Consider the following 21,461-nt stretch of genomic DNA (forward strand, 5'->3'; position numbering starts at 1 on the left):
AGAATCAACAGACATAGCGCCCGCAGTAATCAGACCCTGAGATTCACCTTCGATAGAGATATAACATGGCGTTGGCATAATAAAATTCCTTATTCATAAAATAGTAAAAACGTGTTCTTGAACACTCTATCCAGAAGAGCAATATAGATGCCAAACCAAAATACCCAATACTTTCATAGACTTAAACAAAGTCGAAGCCACCAGCGAGCAAGACTTCGCTTAGAGTTAGGCAAAAAACCGCTCAGCGAGCAAGAGTTTGCTTATTGAAAAAACTTAATCAAAGCCGTCTATCTCACTTCGGCAAATATGTCATGACAACAAAGGTGAACGCGGCACTGATCAGACTCGCTGCTACAACCAATACGGTATCATTCCATGAAAACTTCGATAGCTCTTCTACTACTCGCTCCTGCACTTTTTCACTACGATGGTATCGCATTTCAAGACGCTCTATATGCTGCAGCAGTTGCAGCGCAACTTCTTCAAAAGCACCTTCGTACATTTCTTGTTGATCACCTAAAACATCGTCCAATATTTGGCATTCACGTTCACAACGGTATAAATCTCGTAACGCATCATAGTTAGGTTCCAACTTGCCAATATCGCTTATGATTTCTTTTTTAATCCAGCCCACTAAGCCTTTATTTAACTTATGCTGTTTTAAATCATTGGTACTTTGGTTTAATAACGCGGCATTAACTAAAGCTAAGCCATTAGCAAACCCTCGAAAGCCCTGAGTTTTAAACGCTGCTACGGTGAAGTAACTGGCAATGATTAAATCAATACCTGCCGTTTCTGCAAGTGACTCTGCATCAGTATAAATCCCCCCCCAATCAAAGCTGCTTTTAGGCAGAGCGGCTCTTCGATTAATGCTGTCTTTAATAGCACAGTAACGCTCTTCATCCCGAATCTGACTAGAGTCTGACTCTATACAAAAACGTTTGTTCTCAATATAAATTACATTTTTCATGTGGTCATAATGGTAGGTGTAGGAGGAGGCAAAGCCTCCCCCTACTAATTAATACAAGGTTTCAGACAGCTCGAAATTCTTAAATAAGCGCTGCGTAAACGGATTAGAGGTGGTTGCATTGATTTTGACCTCCATATCACCATCATCAACCGTAAATTGATAAGTCACACTGGTGTCACTAGCACCAACCACTTTGGCTGTGTCCAGCAGACGATAAAGTGCCCATGGACCTTCAGTTGAGATACTACGAGGCGACTCATTCGCCTCTGTTGGTACTAAGGTCAATTTGGAAGTCGTATTATCTCTCAGTGTATTTGGCCAAATAACTTCTACATTATTTCGTGGGCCATGGCTGTAAGATAAATATTGACCGTCAATATTGAGCACACCTCTGCGTTTATTAGCTGTTAGACGAATTGGCTCTACCCCAAAGCTAACATCCAATATGCCTTTTCGATTAAAGAAGGCATCCTGAATTAGCTTCGCTTTTTCAAGCTGATTTAATACATCGTCTCGGATAAGTGATTTTCCTTGATGACCACTACCGATGTTTGAACTTTCATCGATAAACATTTTTAACTGATCGTTATAGAATCGATCCAGTGTGCCATCCGGTGCAAAGAAGGCCTCGAAGTCTTGCAGTGAAACATCACGACTCGCTCTTGGATCAAATGGGTAACGTCCAGCAAATTTTTGTTCATAGACTTTATAGATATCGTCATGCCATCTCACTTCCAAATAGTGTATTGCTTCTTGCTTAATGACGTACCAGCTTTCATCAGCAAGCTTGGTCATCATAGAATCCAATGGTTTTGGAAGGCCAGTCGCCACCCTAGAAAGGGTGTAAATAGGATCCACACTGTTCAGTGAGACTCGAGATTTTGTTGTTTCTAGAGCCGCACGCCCCATATCAGGTGCATCTTGGATCGCTGTGAGATAATTTCTTAACTGCTCAATTGATAACAATAGTTCATCAATATAGGCAGGCTGATCATCGTTGGATTCTACAATGCTATTAAGCCCTGCAAACGGCGCATTCAGCCTAGATGCAATGTTATAGCTGGTACTTTTCAGCATCTCTTCACGAACCTCGCCACTTTCTGGTATTTCAGGAAACAGCTTAGTATTATCTCTTAAGGTTGTGAGTAATCGCTGTAACGGTTTTCCACTACCCGTTAAATTATCCAGCACATCGACCGCTTCACTGATGTTGGAGAAATTCTTAATGTCAATTTCGTTTAAGACACTGCGCCATGTATTTGTGTAATCAGTTACATAGGAATCTCTAATTTTTTCCTTCAATGCCTGTTTATCGGCATTGCTGAATTGAGCGGTCTCATTTTGCCCTAATACCCAACTATCAATCAGTGCTAGGTCAGATACAGATTCAGACTGTGGCAAGAAGTAGTTTTTAAACCCTTCTTTAGACAATATTTTAGGTACATTCAGCTTCTCACTACCCATTTCTCTTTCAGAGAAAACCAAGTTAAAAGCAGGTCCAATCAAGGTTCGGACGTTAATATCTGCGCCTAACGCCGTTTGCGCAGATTGTTTTAGGTTCCTATATACGCGCTGATCGATAGCCAAAGAACCTAAACCTTCCTGCGTTTGCGCAATTAATTTGTCATAAGGACGCAACACTTTATCGGCATTTTCATCACCGGCCAGGCGAGCAGCATGAAGGTCCGTATGCTGTAGCGCATATTCTAAATGCTGTAAAAGTTTATCTTGAATGGATTTATTCCCTGAAAATTTAACCTGCCATTTTCGTGAAAAATAATTCAGTACAAAATCATCATAACGGCCATTTTTATCGACTAGCATTCGATAGACTCTCAAGATAGAGAGCTTATTTTCGTCCGTTTCAGCATTTTTAAGGTCTGCTACTAACTCCACCATTAGAGATGGTAGATAGCGATATTCAAGAAGGTTCAAATAGGTCATCTCTACTTGAGGCCCAATGGCATGACCTTGATACAAACCTAAATCTGAAATATACCGTGGCTTATCTCTGAAAAAACCAAACTCTAATGTCGCATCACGGATGGTATTCAAAGGTGGCAAAATGTCATTTTGAGAAACCAAATCCAAATCTGATGGGTACTCTTCCATATAGAGATTTACTTTGTTCAACACAGCATCAGCTTGCTCAATATTCTTCAAATAATAACGATGCCATGAGCCAATAAGAATCAAAGAAATAATGGAACAGGAGACCGTGCTTAACATCATAATGCGCTTTTTCTGCTTACTAACGCGGAAATTGTCTGACGCAAGCCCAGCTTCTGGATAAATAATGTTATTAAACAGATTTTTGGTGAAATACATGGTTGAGTTTTTGGCATTTTGAGCGCTGTTTATCGCATGTGTCAGGCCATAACGTCTTGAGGATGCATCATCAAACGCATTGGTTGGAACACCTTGTTGATAAACAGAAGTGAAGTACACTCCTCGAACCAGTGCAGAAGTGGAAAACTGATCACTGCTTAATGCGTCTTGAAAAAATACAGACAATATGTCTTTTAGTCCGCTTATTTGTCTCGTAAAGCTATAAACGGCATTACGATCTTCGTCACTAATATTCTTTGATACGACATGAGGTAAAATCGCATTGACGCGATTGATGAACTCTTCATATTCCGAATCAAATTCAGACAGCCAGTTATCATGATCATCAACGGAAGAAAGAGAGAAAGTGAAACCGAGCACTTCTTCTCTTTGTTCTTTCGTATAATTTTTGAAAAATGGCTCAAAGCCATACAGTAAATCTAACTTGGTTAAAGTGACATACACAGGCAAGCGAGTAGATAAGGTTTCCATAAGCTCACGGATTCGCGACCTTAAAATAGTAGCAAACGCCTTTCTCTCATAAATAGTAGAGGTCGCTAATTTCGACACATCTAGGGCTAACACAATGCCATTAAGTGGACGACGGCTACGAGTTCGTTCAAGCCAATTTATGAAATGCTCCCAAAGGCGTTTTTCCATTACGCCGTTACTAGAGGGATCGGAAACATTTTTCCCCTGCGTTAAGAGCTCACCATCTGGATCAATCAAGACAGAGGTATCGCCAACCCACCAATCAAAAGAGTAAGTGTTCTTACTTCCCTCTCCAGAAGATTTTAAAATGGACGAGAAAGTGAAATCCTGACCAGATCGGTTGATAAGACTGGTTTTACCCGCATTCTCAAGGCCCATGACAAGATACCAAGGCAAAGCGTAAAGGTAATTACGCTTATTGAGGCTTTCCTCCATGTTAGCCATTACCTTGTTTAACTCTGCCTCTTGGTTTTCTTCAGCCGCTTTAATAGGATCTTCTCTCAGCGCTTCTTCGCGCTGCAATTCAGCTTGATATGCATTGAGCTTGCGCCATTGAAATAACCCCCATGCCGCAAGACAAGCAAGAGTAAATATTGTCATCGTTAATAAACGAGCACTAATAGAAGCCAACGGTGCTTCTTCATTTATTATTAGCCAAGGCCCTGTCAACCAAATAGCAAGATTGATTAGGACGACTATTAGTAAGGTTAAAAACGGCAGTGCAGCAACAAGGCTGGGTACGAGTTTTTTTAATAGGCCAACTAAAGGTTTGAACATGAACTATCCTTGGTTTATTTGACTGTAATGTGCTTCTTTACTCTCTTAAGTAAAGATGGTTCCCATTCTGAAACCGACATTGACTGGACTTGTGTGTGTAATTGTTGAAACTGCTGCTGGGCTAAATCATTTAATTTATTTTCTTCCAATAATTCCGTAGATATGAGGCGCCAATAATAGTTATCCCTTGGCTCCACAGCGTTACTAATCCCTTCATTGATCATGGATAAAGCGGCACCAATACCCTCTTTAGCAACCAAATCAACGGCTATTTTTTTTCTCTCTGCCCAGCTATCGCCTGCTAGATTTGACTCTTTCACATCGACCTCATCAACTTGCTCTAACCAAGCTAGACAAGCAGAAGAAATGAATGCTTCTCCCTCTTTAAAAGTGAAATCTTGCAATGAAGGAAAACGCAGAAGAAAGCGCTGAGTTTCCACTAAAATTGCTTGAGCGCTCTCTGTGTAGCCTAACTTTTCAGCAATTTGATAGCTTAAAAACTGCCCATCAAACCAATAAGGCGCAACAGTAAGAGTCGCTTCCACTCTCTTCCACAAAGCGAGATCTGGCTTATCTAATGAGCCCCAATATTCTTTCACTCGCTCTTGCGGTAAAGCACTGATCAACGTTTGCTTATTCACATTATCTGGCAATGACGTAATAGATGACCAAACTGCATATCGTCGGATACGCATCGCCAATTCGACACTATTTTCACTTTCAAAAAGAAAATCGGCGACTTTTAATAGAGTTTGTTTTGTACTTTTTGAAGAACTGTAATCCACCTCAATCGCTAGTTTAGACGGCATCACTTCAGCTTGTTTAGACTCTGTTTGTGATGGCGCTTTCTTTTCCGTCTCTAGGCGTTTCTTTTCAGAGTTTTGTAGTTTTCTATTAATAACTTCAATGACTGTTGTAACATTTTCTGAATCAAGCTCTTTGCCCTTAACAACCTCATGCCAAAAGGCATTTGCTGCGCCTAGGTTGTCTCTTTCTGCTGAATTGAAGCTCATGAAATCCAGCTTATCTAGAGCAAGACCAAAACGCTGAACGATTTGACCGAGAAACTTACGTCTCGGTAAATTCCCTTTCTTGCCAGCAAAAGGAAAACATATCTCCCAGTATTCGGACATAAAATCCGCTAAGACAAAAATGGATAAGGCTAAGCTGTCTGGTGTATTTTTATTATGTAAACACTGAAAAAAATACGTCAGTAGTTTTAGATCCTTTGTTTTCTTACTAAGTAATTCAATTAATGATTCTTCAGCCTTTCCCCACTGAACAGAACCATGGGATAAAGAGCCAACCTTCATCATTTGATCATCCACAAATTCATAAAGCGGATCATGAACTGCATTTTCGCCAACTGGATGATCTTCAGATATAGGCTCACGAAGCGCGGCTCGAATAAGATTAATATCCATGCTCAAATCCTTACCAGCCACACTGTTTACGTAGTGGTTTTATGGTGTCATTTAGCTTATTTGTATTAAATTGAAGCCCGTCTATAGATGGGCTATTGGAACGAACCACTAGGCTAGAAGACGATAAAATTGTTTTTATTTGATTAATAGCAATAAAGCCTCGCCCTGATGAGATCAGAAAACCGGTATCATCACTACGCCACAATTGAGCAGAGGAATCACCAAACGTTACATCGACACGGCCGTCTTCTAGTTCATTTGGTAGCGCCATTTCAAGTCGACTGATGTTGTTAATGCAACTGAATATCAATGCAGGAAACAACTCGCCGCTGTCTTTATTTACGGCTGGCACCGTGATCCACTTGTCATCACCATCCAGTGTTAACATTGGATCATTGTTACCAACACGAGCCATCTCGCTCGCTTTCGCGCGCAGCCAAGCATCCGGTTTATCATTGATAACGGGGATATGGGCAGGCGTTGAAAAGACCTCATCAAAGCAAGTTAGCCTAGCAAAATTCATTGCCTCTTCAGTACAACGTGCTGCCTTCTTCAATAACTCGCTGTTATTATTGTTCGCAAAAACTTGGGTCGATACTTGCAAACAAATAACAAGTAAAAGCAAATATCTAATCATTAATGGATATCTCCAATTTCAAACACTTATCAGCCAACGTTCTTTTGGGAATCCCCAAACTCTCAGCTGTCCTTCCTCTATCGCCATCAAACTCACGCAACCTAGAGGCAATAATGTTGGATTCATACTCCCTTACCGCAACTTTGAGATCTCGAATTTTAGACAACTCAACTACCGCTCGATTTTTAGGTTCAAACTCAGCAAGACTGTCAATTTCGTTATCCAATTTTATTTGGATATGAGCGAGCTCTATCTGCTCGCCATCTTGGGTCTGCGCACAGCCATATTCAATGAGGTGTTTCAATTCACGAACATTTCCAGGGAAATCGTAATCCAGTAAACGATCTAACACTTTGTAATGAAGACCTCGTACACTGCATTTATGTTTTGCATTATATTGCTCAACAAAATGTGTGCTGAGTTTCTCTATGTCTGATGTGCGGTCTTTTAATCGTGGTAAAGCGATCGGATATTGATATAAGCGGTAATACAAATCCTTGCGGAATTTATTGTTCAATACCTGCTCTTTTAAATTTAGATGCGTTGCTACCACCAATCTGAAATTAGAATCTAGCTCTTTTTCAGAACCTACTGGGCGATATTTGTGAGATTCTAATACTCTTAACAATTTAGCCTGTAGCGCTAATGGCATGTCACCAATTTCATCAAGAAACAAAGTGCCACCGTCAGCATCAGCCAATAGCCCTTTTTTACTTTTATCCGCGCCAGAAAATGCCCCTTTGACGTAGCCAAACAGTTCACTCTCCAGCAAATGCTCAGGGATAGCAGCACAGTTGATGGCAACAAAGTTCGCTTTACTACGCGAAGACAAATCATGAACTGCGCGTGAAACAAGCTCCTTACCTGTTCCAGTCTCTCCTTGAATCATCACCGAAAGACGAGAAGAAGCGGCAATGGCTACCTGCTCACGTAACGACTTCATCACCTCACTTTGGCCTATTAACACGCTGGCAAGACCATCCAATAGGTGACTTTTTATCTTGCCTTGTTCCACTTCAATCAATGACTCTGACAGCAACTGAGATTTCCTTTTCTTTGCTTCCATATCATTCAAAAGTTGCAAATGATTGGCACATACCGACAGCAAATCTAAAAAATTTTCATCGCTGTCCATGCCGTGATTCGAATAACTGTCCGTTTTAAGCACCAAAATAGCCTGAAGCTGCCCATCTTTTGACAGCATAGGCAAAATAACAACATTCACACTGTCATCCGTGCAGCCGATCAAATCACTAAATCCCTCATTCGAAAGCCAGTAAAGCAATTCGCTGTTCTTTAATAGCATCGACTTACCGGAATGAATGACATGAGCGAACGGGTTATCAAAGTCGGACACAGACCAATTCAACTGGCGATTATCATTGATGGCGCATTCAACGAAGCGACCATCGGCAGAAGGCGTTAAAATATAAACCCCTCTGCATCCCAGTTCGGCATCAAGCACTTGAGTGAATTTCGACAGCAGTTGAGTGGAGTGACGAATCACCACTAACTCAGCTGCTGACTTAAGCCAATTATTCATTGCTATTCGATCTCACCAACGAATTCCCCATCCTCTACTGTCATGTAGATTCGAGATACTGGTTGCTGCTCTGCCAATCGATTTAAAAGAGCCAGTGAAATTGGTGGTAATACCTGACCTTCTATAATCGCTTCTAACATTCGAGCGCCATTTTCTGAACGCGTTGCACGATTCAAAATCTCTTGTACCAAGGTTGGATCGATCTCGACTTCTGCTGCGTAACGCGTGTGCAACACACTTTCCAAGAAAGACAGTTTTCCAAGCACTATTTTTTCTAGTACTTCTTTATTGAGCGGCAGATACGGCACTATTTCCATTCGAGCCAACAAAGCGGGCTTAAAGAATGGCACCAACTCAGGGTAAAGCTTGGATTCAATTTCTTTTGGTGTATCCACATTATCTACGATGGTTTGATAACCAAGGTTGGATGTCAGGAAGAAAAGAATATTTTGACAGTCAATTAAACGACCTTCGCCATCGGCGAGCTCACCTTTATCAAAGGCTTGATAAAATAAGTTCAACACTTCTGGATGCGCTTTTTCTACTTCATCCAATAGCACAACAGAGTATGGTTTTTTACGAATTGCTTCTGTCAACACACCACCTTCACCAAAGCCCACATAGCCTGGCGGCGAACCAATTAGTCGAGAAACCGTATGTTTCTCTTGGTATTCAGACATATTAATGGTGGTTAAGAACTGCTTTCCGCCGTACAGTTCTTCTGCTAGCTGAATCACGGTTTCAGTTTTACCTACACCACTTGGGCCTACTAATAAGAAAGCCCCTTTTGGACGACCTGGTCTTCTAAGGTCTGCTCTAGAGGTCAATAAGTGCCTATGAACACATTCAATGGCAACATCTTGGCCTTTAATCTTGGCGCTTAAAATGTCTGGCAAATGGGTGATTTTATGCAGTTCATCGGCATTCATTTGGTCAATCGGCACCCCTGTCCAATCGGAAATTACTTCAGCAATTTGCTGTTCGTTAACTTCGGGGTACATCAAACGCTCATCACGCGGAATAGATTCAAGCTCTTGATAGCTTTCAGCAAGCTGTTCACGAAGCACATCAAGCTCGTCATCGCTTAATGCTTCATCTTCAGTGATCGGACTGCGTAGAATAGACTGACGAAGATCGATAATTTTTTCGATTATCGCTTTTTGCTTTGTCCAGCGACTAAGCAGTGTTTCTTTTTCCGTTTCAGCTTGCTCTTCTAAATCGATCAGGCTCTCTAGATAGTCGTTATCTACAGGCTGCCCAATGGAAGCTTGTCGCTTCAGCATGTCAATTTCACGCTGACGTGTGTGACATTGATTCTCTAACTGACCCAAAATTTTTGGTGGAGTCGATATATTAATGGCAATACGAGCACAAGCTGTATCAAGAACATCAATGGCTTTATCAGGAAGCTGACGACCTGACAAATAACGAGCTGATAATTCAGAAGACGCTTTCAGAGCATCGTCATGAATGAGTACGCCATGCGCCTTTTCGTATACGTGGTGCAAACCACGCATAATATCAACAGATTGACTAACAGATGGCTCCTCCACTTTAACCAGCTGGAAACGTCTAGTTAATGCTGGATCTTTCTCAAAGTATTTTTTGTACTCTTTCCAAGTTGTTGCCGCAATTGTAGACAGCTCACCACGGGCCAACGCAGGTTTTAATAGATTAGCAGCATCACTGCCACCTTCTTGGTTTCCGGAGCCAATTAGCGTGTGCGCTTCATCGATGAACAAAATGATAGGAACAGGTGAAGATTTAATCTCGTCAATAATCCCCTTAAGACGCTTCTCAAACTCCCCTTTAATCGATGCACCAGCTTGCATAAGACCTAAATCTAGAGAGTGAATCTCTACATTCGAAAGCTTATCCGGCACATTCCCTGCGACAATTCTTAGTGCAAGCCCTTCAACAACGGCGCTTTTACCAACACCGGCCTCACCCACAACAATAGGGTTGTTCTTTCTGCGTCGACAAAGAATATCGACCATAAGGTTCAACTCATCTTCACGACAAAGCACTGGATCAAGCTCATCGTTTCTAGCTTGCAGAGTCACATTAGTACAAAATTTCCCCAGCGCAGAGTTACCTGTCGCTGCTTGTTGAGAAGATTTATCTTGTGAATCATGCACCGGATGATCCGATTCAGAGGATGTCTCTAACACAAAATCAAAATTCTTACGGATGGCTTCTTTATTGATCTTTTCAAAGAGCGAAATCATTTCAAAAGAATAATAACGATCTGGATGAATAAGGGAGGCAAGTAAAATAGCACCAGATCGTAATTCTGTTTGGTTTAGCTCTGTTGAAGATAACAGCCAAGCTTCCTGCAAAAGCTCAACTAACAACGGAGAAAATGCAGGATAGGTATCAAGCGTTGTTGACCTTGGATAGCTCTTTGAGATAGCAGATTGAACATCATCCTTGCTCAACTTGACGTGCTCAAGAATAACGCACACATCAGACATAGGGTTTTCAAGTAAAACGCTTAAAAAATGCTCTATACTGACTTCGTGGTGCTGTCGTTCGATGCATAATGCTGCAGCTTGTTCCAAAGCAAGTTTGCTCTGGGAGTTTAATTTAGAGATCAGTGTGGAAAGTTCAATTCTAATCACGTTATTCCCTTATTCCTTGTGAAGATAATAAATATAAGGCGAAACTGTTATTGCAGTATTTGGTTTAGCTGCTCAAGTACACTTGACGATTTAGAGCTCAATAAAAACAGGTAACCACAAAAGGTTAATCCCCAAAATGCCGCAAAAAAGGCAAAAACAGACCAAACCGGAAGTTGTCGACTTAACTTATATCGAGTATTTACAACATGATCATTCTTTGATGTCAGTCTTAAAGGCTCTTCGTCGTCATCTCTATTTAAAACAGAGTGAAGATTACTAATTACTTTCTCTCGTTCTTCCTTACCATTATTTAAAACTTTAAATTTTCCTTCAAAGCCTAAAACAAGACAGTAATATATAAACTCAAGCAAATCTCTATAGCGACTAGGGTCTTTTTCCAATCTAGAAAGAATCGAAAAAACCTTTTCACCACCCCAAGTTTCATTATGGAATCGAGATAACATTGAGTATTCGGCCCACACAGATGCGCCTCCCCATCTCGTTCCCATGACCGCTTCGTCTAAAAAAGCGCATAATATATAGCGATATGCCATTAGCACTGAATGTTCATAGTTCTTATCAGACAATTCCATCTCTATGATGTTTATTTCTTCGATCGTCTGTTTATATATCTCTTCAATATTTTCGCATTCGCTTAAGGACTTAACTCGTAATGACAACCCAAAAAACGTGGTTGCTGAATCAATTAAAGGATTATTATTGTGACCTTTTATTTGGAACCAATAATCCTTATCCTCATTTATGTTCTCGGCTTCATCAAACAGCAAATCATCATATTTACCGATAACACCATTAGTAGCCATAATTAGTCCCTTATCGCCCAAAATTGTAAATCTAAGCCTTCAAAAGCACCCGCGACATGGAAAGCAAATCCAGAGGAGTTTTCTAACATTCTCCAAGCTTCGCTCGTTTTATCTAATTGGTAATATGTGTAACCTGAATAATATGGAAGCTGCCTTGGTGCCACAGGCAAAGGCAATACAGGTATACCAGGCAACTGATGAGAAATTAGATCTCTAATTTTTTCGACCGAAGATACTTTTGTCTGCTGAATAAATAAGTTTCTCAGTTCGTCTAGTGGCATATTCGCTTTGACAGCCAAAATGAAGTCTGCACTTTCAATAAGCTGAGTATCGTGTATTGGAGCAACCATTAATCCATATTTACGTTGATGCAATTGCACTGAAACGGCTCTTGGTTCTAGAACAACGCTTAAGCTTTGACGTAAATATTTAATAACCTGCCAAAAAGGATCACTTGGTAAATCATGGTTATAGCCTTTGAAATCTGGAGATAAACGACTTTCATCCGTAAATGTAGACAGCTCACCGCAAATAGATGCTAGCGCTTCATATAAGCGCTCAGGATGCAGCCTCTTTAAATTAACAAGATGCTGAAGAATAGGCTGCAACCTATTTAAGGCCTGAAGCAACATAAAGTCAGAAACATCCGCAATAGCGCCTTGTCCCGATGCACCTAAACGCACAGCGATGCCTTTCGCCCTTTCTTTCATCAAACCCGCTAACTCATTGATGCACCTATGCAACTGAGGATTACAGTTAACATCTAGATGACAAGGTATAAAGTCTGGCTCCAAAACAATGCTGCCATCTTGTCGCTTCTCACGAATTTGCGCGATGGCTATAGAGGCATAAGCACTACGATCATCTTTTTCAAACATTAACCTAAGACGCATAGAGGCAAGATCTATGACCGCGGTATCACCATCTAAGGACTGAGTATCCTTCACTTCTTGACGATGGCTCGCGTACCTTCCGGTCCCTTTTTCATTAGGCCAATCAATCTCTAACAAAGACTCATTTTTTAGAGGTATTGCCAGGTATATCGTCTGACCCGTTAAAGTCGCATCATTTATTTCAAGAGCATCTGGAAGCATGTCATCCTGAGGAATACGAAAAACTGTGCCATCTGGCATCACACCAACCGCACTATCGATCGCTATTCGTCCAAAAGAAAGGTACTCAGGGTTAATGGACAGCTGGGATATCCCATACAAATAACTACTAACAGACTGCACACGTTCGTTTAAACTGTATTCATTATATCTCTGCTGCTGCTGAAAGTGCTGAGGCTTAATGAATAGTCCTTCATTCCAAATTACTCTGTTCCTAGAAATCATAACTATTCAACCTTTTCCAATTTGATCTCATAACCATTAAAATACATCAGTAAATGATACACTCTTCCACGGTTTAAAATTTTAACCGCTTTTTTCCAGTCACTTTTATCTGGCTCAGCGAACTTAGCAACAACACCGATATAATTTGTTTCAGGATCTATTTCAAAGTCGCCAACAAATTTAAATTGTTCTGGAGTAAGAACATAATCATAAGTTTTAATAAAATTATTCTTCAGTGCCTCTTCATAATCTTTATTAATCATGTCGAAATCAGCAGACATCAGCATAGAGTCATCAACCAATTCATACACCTGAATTTCAACAGGCGCCGCCACGCCAGACTCCCCAGCATTAACCTCTTTACCAGCAAACAAGCTGAAAGTAATCCGTGTTAGCTGCTCTGATGGGTCAACAGTCGGTGAAGAACTACAGCCAGCTAAAAACACCATAATCAAAAATGGTGTGAATACTTTCAACATGCGATTATTCAGCATGCTTCTCACGTAATTTCTTATCATAAGACTGCTCAAATATTTCCCAAAATAATTTTTCAAAGCCTTTCTGGCGATTTGAGGTTAATTCCTTGTAATAATTTTCATACATTCCCCACGCCCATGATTTATCGTCATTACTGTTTTTTTCTTCTCGATTGTAACGGCTAAATCGTTTTAATAAGGCGTCGGGAGATAATGCATGTAAAATTTGCCCTAGAGCAATATTGGTTGCATATTGAACAGCTTCATTATGAATACTTATCATCTTAAGACTTTCTTCGACGGAAGATGTTGCCGACAAGTGCACAGCACTTTTATTCTCGTCGAACATAGTACGAATGGTATCTTCATAAGAAAGACCAAGCTTAAGAGGGTTATCTTCTATAGGCTGCAGACTTCTGTGCATCATTCCATATCGGCTATTTTTTACTTGGGAATGTAATTCCAATAAACCTTGTACACATGCACGTAGAGTACTTCCAATCTCAGCGGATAATGCTTGCATTTCTTCTACACTAGAATTACTTCCGATAGACACTTCAAGGCCTGACATTAAAGGCCCTCCAAGAACATGATTGTTCTCAAAGTGACTGCTGTCATGTTGAGTTTTGCGCTGAGAACTAGAGCTTGCTGTATCTTCGTTGGTGTAGTCTTTTGCCATTTCCTGCTCAAGCAGGTCTAAAACATTATCGTCCATAGGATGCGTCTCCATTACTTGTATTTCGCTTTTCTTCTCACTCTCTTTTTCGCTTTGAAAAATAGATTTAGAAAAAAACTTCTTTAATTTTTTAGCTTTACTTTCCTTTTCAACCAAGGAAACATCGCGTCGTATATCATTAAGTCCAAAAGCAGCGCTTATGTCATTATCCGTGTCTGCCTGTACGGTAAATTTCTGCGATATAGTGCTACTATGATTTGAAACTGGGTTAATAAAATCTTCATAAGTTTTATCTGAAGAAGGTGCAGCATCGATTAGGCTTTCTTCCTTTTCTGAGACTTTTTTACTATCAAGCATAACAATAGGGTCGAGTTCAGTGACATGCTTAGTCACTTCTCCAAACTCTTCATTATAAAAATCATCAAGATCTGAGTCAGAACCATCAATTAAGCTATTACTTTTATTTGAAAAAAACTGCTCGAGTGAGTGACTACTTTCTTTTAACTCAGCCTCTCTGTCTAAAAAAACACGCACTTCATATTCACCAACTTTTATTTCATCTTCATCTTTAAGACGAGCTAAATTATTAACGCCTAAAGGCATGCTGGATGAATTAACGTACGTTTTTCCACAAAGATCTTTTACACAGAAAGCATCATCGACAAAAACAATTTCACAATGAAAAGGATCAATTGATTGGCCTCGATCTTTAAGATACCAATCTGCCTCTAAGGCAGAACCAATTACCCCACCGTTCTTTTCAAAAGACACTTTCGCCAAAAGCCCTGCCTCAAGCGAACGTACATTTGTAACAATAAAATTGGCGACTCGTTGTGTGATGTTATCCATGACTATTGTCTTACCTGTATGACTACTTTTTTCATTTCTTTTGGCTCACCTAGAAACGATGTCCATCCTAATGACACACTACCGTTACCCAGAGACATAGCAGAGCCTTCATCTTCTTTTAAAACAAGTTCAAGGTCATAAGCCATCTGCTCTCTTAACGTAAACTCAACCAACTTACATAAAGGCAAAAACTCCCGACCACTAGGCAAGAAATCAGCAAATCGCTCTTTGTCTAAGCCTTTAATTTCTATCGCAAACTTTCCCTTAATGTCGTTAACACCATCACCTAAAACGGTTTCTCGACCCAAACCACAGTTTTGCATACCTAGTTGCATTTTTTGCTCTTGGTGAATAGGCACTTTGCGTTTAATCCACTGGCGTATTGATACTTCAGGCAAATCAAAACAATGAGAGATAATCCCCTCAACAACCTGAGGAGAACGGCTTCGCCCTGCCAAAGTTCCCGAATAAGCCAGCATTTTGCACCAGTTTATCGGGGTATCACCTCTCATCCCCTCATCAGCCAATCCGACTAAAGCAAATAATTGGCTTGAGAACTTATCCTTCGCTTCATCTTGAAAGCGGATGTAATAACGATATTTTCGCCATATTTGATAAACAAGCGAGATAAGCCGGTTGTTAAAAAAGTCTAAAAATTGACGTTTTAAACCAAACTCATCTTCTGTCACCAATTGCTCAAGCATAAAACCAGGTAATGGAGATTGTGAGCCAGTCAATCCAAAAAAATTCGTTTCCAGTTGCAATCGGTTATCTTCCAAGAGCGTTAAAGAGGAAACATCGGTTGGAGAAAACCCTAAACTTGGATTAGCACTAAACACTAATCTACATTTAGATTCCCAATCACTCTCTTCTGGGTCTTGCTCAACAAGCTGATATAACAGCTCTACCAATTGATAGAAATTAAATTTTTCTACATCACTTGGAAATATACCTTGGTCACTGGAAGAGGCGATATACTCTAAATCAGCGGTTGCATCCCTTCCTGAATTCCCCACGTATATGCCTCTTTATTACTTGAATTAATAACGACCAATTCATGAAAAGAATTGATACTTGCGTATAAAGAAAAAAACTTACTTAGAACCGTACCAAATAAATACAATTCACCTTCAGAACCAAAAGCAGCTTGATCTAATGTTATTGTCGACTTCAGGCCTCTTATTGGCATTCCATATATTAATTTATCCGTCGGCATTGATTCGATATTAAGAATGCCACTTAGTCTTAATTTAGACACTCTCTCAGCCTGACGATCGACTAATGCTTTAAAGTCATAAGCTCGAAGCACTGAACAAAGAGCGTCTTTGGATAATAGGGATAAATAATTCAGCGATAAATTTGAAATAAGAGTCCAAAGTAAGCTGCCATCTAAAACAGGTCTCAATGGCGGCGATGGTATGGTTATATTTTCAAACGTCGCAAATGTTGGAGACGTATCAGTTGGCTCACAAATATCACCTACACCAAGCTCAAGAGGAAGCTGTCTATTGGTACAAGTTAACTTTATAGATACGGCTTCATCAAAATTATAAACAACAGATTCATCACCCCGAATGAATGAAATAAAGCTATCAAAACCGTCGTTTCTAATACTGTCTTTTATACGAGCTCTGTAATAAAGAGACTTACGGTGCCTAGCTCTCTCCACTTCATGCTGAAAACTTTCAAATGACGAATAAACACGTTTAGCACCTCTAGCATGACTGCCATCAGCACTATTATTCTGCCATCCAGCAACCTCATCAATACTAAACACTTCAAAATGTGCGGGCGATGTACTCGACGGTATTATTCTATATTCAGTCTTGCGTCCTGTTAAATCGATAGGATCAGCATCATGTTCGAATAAGTTAATAACCGGAGCACAATAAAGCTGAAACATCTCCTTTCTAACTTTTACACCTGGCTCAAAGGTTTTATTAAAAACCATTTTAATATTGAATTCACCAGAGACATTTTTAGGTAAAACACTCGACAAGCCCTTTAGGTCGAAAAAATAAAACCCTTCAGAAAATGTCAAATACTCTTGGAGAATACGATAGCCATCGTAAACATTTTTAGGATACGGCAGCAAACTATCATTAGCATCAAATCCGACCAGTGAAAAAGCGTCTTTTGGTAATTTAAATTCAACACCATTAACCTCTATCACGATCTTTTCTAAATAATGGTTTAACCATAAATAGGTCATTTCAGCGCTGTATTTATCACCACCTAAATAAAACCTAAGCGTATCAAGCTTAATATCATCAACGGTTAAATCTCCGTCAATTTGCATTGCCAAATTTACTTCACTGGCTTCTCTGGTGTGCTGAGAAGAAACATCTATGCAATCCAAAGGATAAATAGACACGTCACGACATGTCCTAAAATGGCATATTGTTCCAAATACTGGTCGACTATCTAATTGAACACCAGAAGGTATAACATGCTTTACACTGACATTATCCTCAGGCTTAAACTTCACAATGCTCATACTTGGTACTGGCCGTAAATAGTTAGGCCAAAGCATATTAATGATTGAGTGCGTTAGTTCAGGAAACTCGTCTTCAATTTTTTCCCTTAAACGACCTGTTAGAAAGGCGAAGCCTTCTAACAATCGTTCAACATCAGGATCCGTATTTCGCCCATGCAAGAAACGGGAAAGCTGAGGATGAATCTCAGTAAATTGCTTCCCCTGCTCACGTAAAAAAGACAGCTCTTCTCTAAAATACTTATCTTGGCTCACGGCTAATACACTCTATATTTACGATCATTACCAAGTATTAGATTTATCTCTACTTTTTCATGAAGAGCAGCACTATTGATGTCAGCGTTAATATGAAAACATAAACCCAAAGGGTTATCTGGATCTGTAACCGTTTTAATTTGCAAGTTACACAATCTAGGCTCATAAGCAGTCAAACACTTCTGAACAGCCAACTTCACTTTTAAAGATAAATCCATAGCCCCCAAAGAAGCATCATTAAAGTCTATCAATCCTAGACTAGGGGCGGATTGCGCCTCCCCTAATCTAGTATTCAAAACGTTAGCAACGTTTAACTTTATTGAGTTAAGAACATCTATAGAGTCAGGCCCCTGAGACAAAGAAATAGGACCAGCGTTAGCTGTCAGCCTTTCAAGAAAGCCAACTCCATATACACTATTTTCATCTATTAGATAGCTCATACTTTTATGCTTGATCTAGACGGCCAACAAGTGAAAGCTCAAAGTTCGCACCCATATATTTAAAGTGAGGACGAACAGACAAAGATACTTGATACCAACCAGGATTCCCTTCTACATCAGACACTTCAATTTTTGCACCACGAAGTGGACGACGGCTACGCACATCTGCTGGTGGGTTTTCCTGATCGGCAACGTATTGTTTAATCCAGCCATTCAACTCACGCTCAAGATCACCGCGCTCTTTCCATGCGCCAATTTGTTCACGCTGTAGCACTTTCACATAATGAGCAAGACGATTCACTATCATCATGTAAGGCAGCTGAGTACTTAGACGGTAGTTAGTTTCAGCCTCTTTGCCTTCTTTTGTGTTAGGGAATATTTTTGGCTTTTGAACAGAGTTAGCAGAGAAGAAAGCGGCATTATCGCTGCCCTTACGCATAGTCAGCGCGATAAAGCCTTCCTCTGCTAATTCAAATTCTTTTCTATCTGTTACTAACACTTCTGTTGGAATTTTCGCCTGCAACTCACCCATTGACTCGAACACATGGACTGGCAGATCTTCTACTGCGCCACCACTTTGTGGACCAATAATATTTGGACACCAACGGTATTTAGCAAAACTGTCGGTTAATCGAGAAGCAAAAGCAAAAGCAGTATTACCCCAAAGGTAATTACTGTGAGACTGACTTACATCTTCTTGATAATTAAAAGACTTAACAGGGTTTTCGATTGGGTCGTATGGAACACGTAACAAGAAACGCGGTGCTGTTAGGCCAATATAACGAGCATCTTCTGATTCACGAAGGGCACGCCATTTAGTGTACTTCGGCCCCTCAAAAATAGAATTTAGATCTTTAAGATTTGGAAGCTCTTCAAAAGACTCGATACCAAAAAACTCAGGACCAACACTCGAAATAAATGGCGCATGAGACATTGCACCTAACGCTCCCATATATTGAAGCAATTTCATATCAGGAGTAGATGGAGTGAAGGCAAAGTTACCAATTATAGCGCCCGTTGGCTCTCCGCCGAACTGACCATAACCAGAGGAATAGACATGTTTATAAAGACCGCTTTGAGTCGTTTCAGGGGCAAATTCAAAATCCTCTAGCAACTCAGCTTTTGTCACATGGATTAACTCAATCTTGTTGTTTTCTCTAAAGTCAGTACGATCAACAAGCAACTTTAAACCACGCCAAGCTGACTCCATCTGCTGCACTGATTCATCATGTAGTATTTCATTCATTTGACTACTGATTTTTCTATCCAGCTCAACAAGCATTTGATCAACTAGAGTCTTATTAACCGGCTCCTCAGTTTTATTAGACTGAAGCAAATTTTCGATAAAGGCTGCGACACCTTTTTTAGCAACATCATAACCTTCTTCATTTGGGGCTATGCGAGTTTGCGCCATTATTTCATCAAGTAGATTACCACTACCCTGACTGATAGAACTTCCTTCTACCGCAATATCATTTGTAGACATATTTGTATCCCTGCTAGTAATTTTCTCAATTTAGTACACTGATGATCGAGCTAATTAATTAGACTCTTTTTCCTGAGCAAGATTTAGCTCTGCCAATAATTGATCGCGACTTTCATCTGATGCCAACAAACCTTGAAGGCTATTTCTGAAAGCAGGAATATTCCCTAATGGGCCTTTAAGAGCAACGAGAGCTTCCCTTAATTCAATTAACTTTTTAAGTTCAGGAACCTGTGAAGCAATTGAATCAGGAGAAAAATCATTAATCCCATTAAAAGAAAGATCAATAGCTAAATCGCCACCCGCTTCCTCATCAAGCTTATTACTAACAGTGGTCTGAAGGCGTAAATTGCTTTCGCGCATTACTGATTCAAAATTAGATTTATCAATAGAAATACTCTTTCTATCTTCAAGCGGCGTATCTTCAGAATGCCCCTTAAAATCACCAACAACCAAAGTTTTTAGAGGTAACTCAACCTCAGATTGGGCGTCACCAGTCGCAGGTATATACTTAATATTAATCCGCTCTTTCGGCGCCACACTTCCTTCTTTTGACATATCGTCCTCCATCAAACTACTTCATAAAAAAACTTAAGTATCATCAGCTTCTGGCAACTAACCTAAAACCAACCACTCAAACGACAAATACCCGACTTCGAAAATTATTTTCGATCAAGAAAAAATCTAAAAACCAGAAACACAAAGCGAGTATTTTGCTTTAAATCTAAAAGCACAAAGAAGAAGAATCACAAAAAGAAAAAAACACAGAAATGAAAAAATGAGGTAAAAAATACCAAAAAAACAACTTCCATTTACTTAGCAAAAAATCAAAAAACCATTAAAAAACGGCATTATCAAAAAGCTAACTCAAATCCTTTTTCTAAAACTTCAAGGCACTTTTAAAATATAACTATTAACTACAAATACATTTGTTTACATTTATTAACGCGAAGCCTACAGAGAGCAAGAAGACAATTCAACAAAATGAAAAGCAAATTTAATGTAAATTTTATGTCAGCAATCTACATCAACTTCTTCTTAAGCCACAATAATCCCTTTTAAAACAACAACTTCTAAAAGGCTTCTAAAATCACACAAAGATAAAAGTTGAAAAGAAATAAACCAGAATATATTGTAATAAACATATAAAATTTGATTCTCAGTACAGAAATATCCACACAAAAAATAGGGTTCAATTCATTATTTCAAGGAGAACACCATGCCAAGCGCAGTGAAAGTTGGCGACACAGGAACGGATCACGACGGTTTCCCACCCACCCCGGTGACGGCCGGCTCACCAAATGTAAAATATGATGGCAGCCCTGCTGCACGCGTCGGTGACCCACTAGAGCCACACGATAAACCCAAAAACCCATCCCATCCGAGGGCCATTGCAGCTGGATCCTCTTCAGTCTTTATCAATGGAAAACCAGCCGCCGTAACTGGTGGCGCCATTGATTGTGGTGGCGTTGTGATGGGCAGCGCCTCAGTCAACATTGGCGGCTAGCCCTCCCCCCCCCACCTAGCGAGCAACCCCTTGCTCGCTAGGCGATTTTTCGCTCGTTTCTAAGCAAATTATTGCCCGAGCACACACCAGAAAAACCGTAACCACTTGAATTTAATAGATATTTAATATTGGCCCCCATCTTGCTCTACTTAGATTGAATATCTAAGCACACGTTTTTTACTATTTTACGAATAAGGAATTTTATTATGCCAACGCCATGTTATATCTCTATTGAAGGTGAATCTCAGGGTCTGATCACTGCGGGCGCTATGTCTGTTGATTCTATCGGTGACGTGGGCTTGGAAGGCCATGACGACGAAATGCTGGT

16 protein-coding genes and 2 pseudogenes are annotated in these 21,461 nt (G+C 40.0%); 2 read left to right on the plus strand and 16 right to left on the minus strand.

Features of this window, described 5'->3' with window-relative positions; genetic code table 11:
- The 16 genes and pseudogenes from DFP75_RS18040 to tssB all read right to left on the minus strand — a co-directional run.
- Positions 1–78, minus strand: a pseudogene (locus tag DFP75_RS18040) (type VI secretion system tube protein Hcp); the annotation flags it as partial.
- Positions 79–292: 214 nt separating this feature from the next.
- Entirely contained in the window at positions 293–970 is a 678-nt protein-coding gene (locus DFP75_RS18045) for a type VI secretion system ImpA family N-terminal domain-containing protein (protein WP_110577437.1), read from the minus strand.
- Positions 971–1,018: 48 nt separating this feature from the next.
- Positions 1,019–4,567 (minus strand): type VI secretion system membrane subunit TssM, encoded by a 3,549-nt coding sequence (gene tssM, locus DFP75_RS18050; RefSeq protein WP_110577438.1) that lies wholly within the window; start codon positions 4,565–4,567, stop codon positions 1,019–1,021.
- Between the two features lie 14 nt (positions 4,568–4,581).
- The gene (tssA, locus tag DFP75_RS18055; RefSeq protein WP_110577439.1) at positions 4,582–5,991 is read right to left on the minus strand and encodes a type VI secretion system protein TssA; all 1,410 of its coding nucleotides are present in this window, start codon (positions 5,989–5,991) and stop codon (positions 4,582–4,584) included.
- 10 nt (positions 5,992–6,001) lie between these two features.
- The gene (gene vasI / locus DFP75_RS18060) at positions 6,002–6,628 is read right to left on the minus strand and encodes a type VI secretion system-associated protein VasI (protein WP_110577440.1); all 627 of its coding nucleotides are present in this window, start codon (positions 6,626–6,628) and stop codon (positions 6,002–6,004) included.
- Entirely contained in the window at positions 6,621–8,171 is a 1,551-nt protein-coding gene (locus DFP75_RS18065) for a sigma-54 interaction domain-containing protein (protein ID WP_110577441.1), read from the minus strand. Before DFP75_RS18065 ends, vasI begins: the two co-directional genes overlap by 8 nt.
- A 2-nt stretch (positions 8,172–8,173) precedes the next feature.
- Entirely contained in the window at positions 8,174–10,792 is a 2,619-nt protein-coding gene (gene tssH / locus DFP75_RS18070) for a type VI secretion system ATPase TssH (protein WP_110577442.1), read from the minus strand.
- Positions 10,793–10,839: 47 nt separating this feature from the next.
- Positions 10,840–11,616, minus strand: coding sequence for a type IVB secretion system protein IcmH/DotU (gene icmH, locus DFP75_RS18075; RefSeq protein ID WP_110577443.1), 777 nt, complete (start codon positions 11,614–11,616; stop codon positions 10,840–10,842).
- Between the two features lie 2 nt (positions 11,617–11,618).
- On the minus strand, positions 11,619–12,953 hold the full coding sequence (tssK, locus tag DFP75_RS18080; protein WP_110577444.1) for a type VI secretion system baseplate subunit TssK: 1,335 nt from the start codon (positions 12,951–12,953) through the stop codon (positions 11,619–11,621).
- Between the two features lie 2 nt (positions 12,954–12,955).
- Positions 12,956–13,447, minus strand: coding sequence for a type VI secretion system lipoprotein TssJ (tssJ, locus tag DFP75_RS18085; protein ID WP_110577445.1), 492 nt, complete (start codon positions 13,445–13,447; stop codon positions 12,956–12,958).
- Positions 13,437–14,954, minus strand: coding sequence for a type VI secretion system-associated FHA domain protein TagH (gene tagH, locus DFP75_RS18090; RefSeq protein WP_110577446.1), 1,518 nt, complete (start codon positions 14,952–14,954; stop codon positions 13,437–13,439). The genes tssJ and tagH overlap by 11 nt, the downstream gene beginning before the upstream one ends.
- Before the next feature lie 2 nt (positions 14,955–14,956).
- A complete protein-coding gene (gene tssG, locus DFP75_RS18095) occupies positions 14,957–15,970 on the minus strand; it encodes a type VI secretion system baseplate subunit TssG (protein WP_110577447.1) in 1,014 nt (337 codons plus the stop codon).
- The gene (gene tssF, locus DFP75_RS18100) at positions 15,934–17,703 is read right to left on the minus strand and encodes a type VI secretion system baseplate subunit TssF (RefSeq protein ID WP_110577448.1); all 1,770 of its coding nucleotides are present in this window, start codon (positions 17,701–17,703) and stop codon (positions 15,934–15,936) included. The genes tssG and tssF overlap by 37 nt, the downstream gene beginning before the upstream one ends.
- Positions 17,704–17,705: 2 nt before the next feature.
- Entirely contained in the window at positions 17,706–18,143 is a 438-nt protein-coding gene (gene tssE / locus DFP75_RS18105) for a type VI secretion system baseplate subunit TssE (protein WP_110577449.1), read from the minus strand.
- 4 nt (positions 18,144–18,147) lie between these two features.
- Complete coding sequence (gene tssC / locus DFP75_RS18110; protein ID WP_110577450.1) at positions 18,148–19,629, minus strand: type VI secretion system contractile sheath large subunit; 1,482 nt, start codon at positions 19,627–19,629, stop codon at positions 18,148–18,150.
- A 54-nt stretch (positions 19,630–19,683) separates the two neighbouring features.
- Positions 19,684–20,184 carry a type VI secretion system contractile sheath small subunit gene (tssB, locus tag DFP75_RS18115; protein WP_110577451.1) on the minus strand — a complete coding sequence of 167 codons (501 nt, stop codon included), beginning with the start codon at positions 20,182–20,184 and terminating at the stop codon, positions 19,684–19,686.
- Between the two features lie 661 nt (positions 20,185–20,845).
- Here tssB and DFP75_RS18120 point away from each other — a divergent pair.
- Positions 20,846–21,133 carry a type VI secretion system PAAR protein gene (locus DFP75_RS18120; protein WP_110577452.1) on the plus strand — a complete coding sequence of 96 codons (288 nt, stop codon included), beginning with the start codon at positions 20,846–20,848 and terminating at the stop codon, positions 21,131–21,133.
- A gap of 206 nt (positions 21,134–21,339) precedes the next feature.
- Positions 21,340–21,461, plus strand: a pseudogene (locus DFP75_RS18125) (type VI secretion system tube protein Hcp); the annotation flags it as partial.

The organism is Marinomonas alcarazii (assembly GCF_003208215.1).
GTDB lineage: Bacteria > Pseudomonadota > Gammaproteobacteria > Pseudomonadales > Marinomonadaceae > Marinomonas > Marinomonas alcarazii.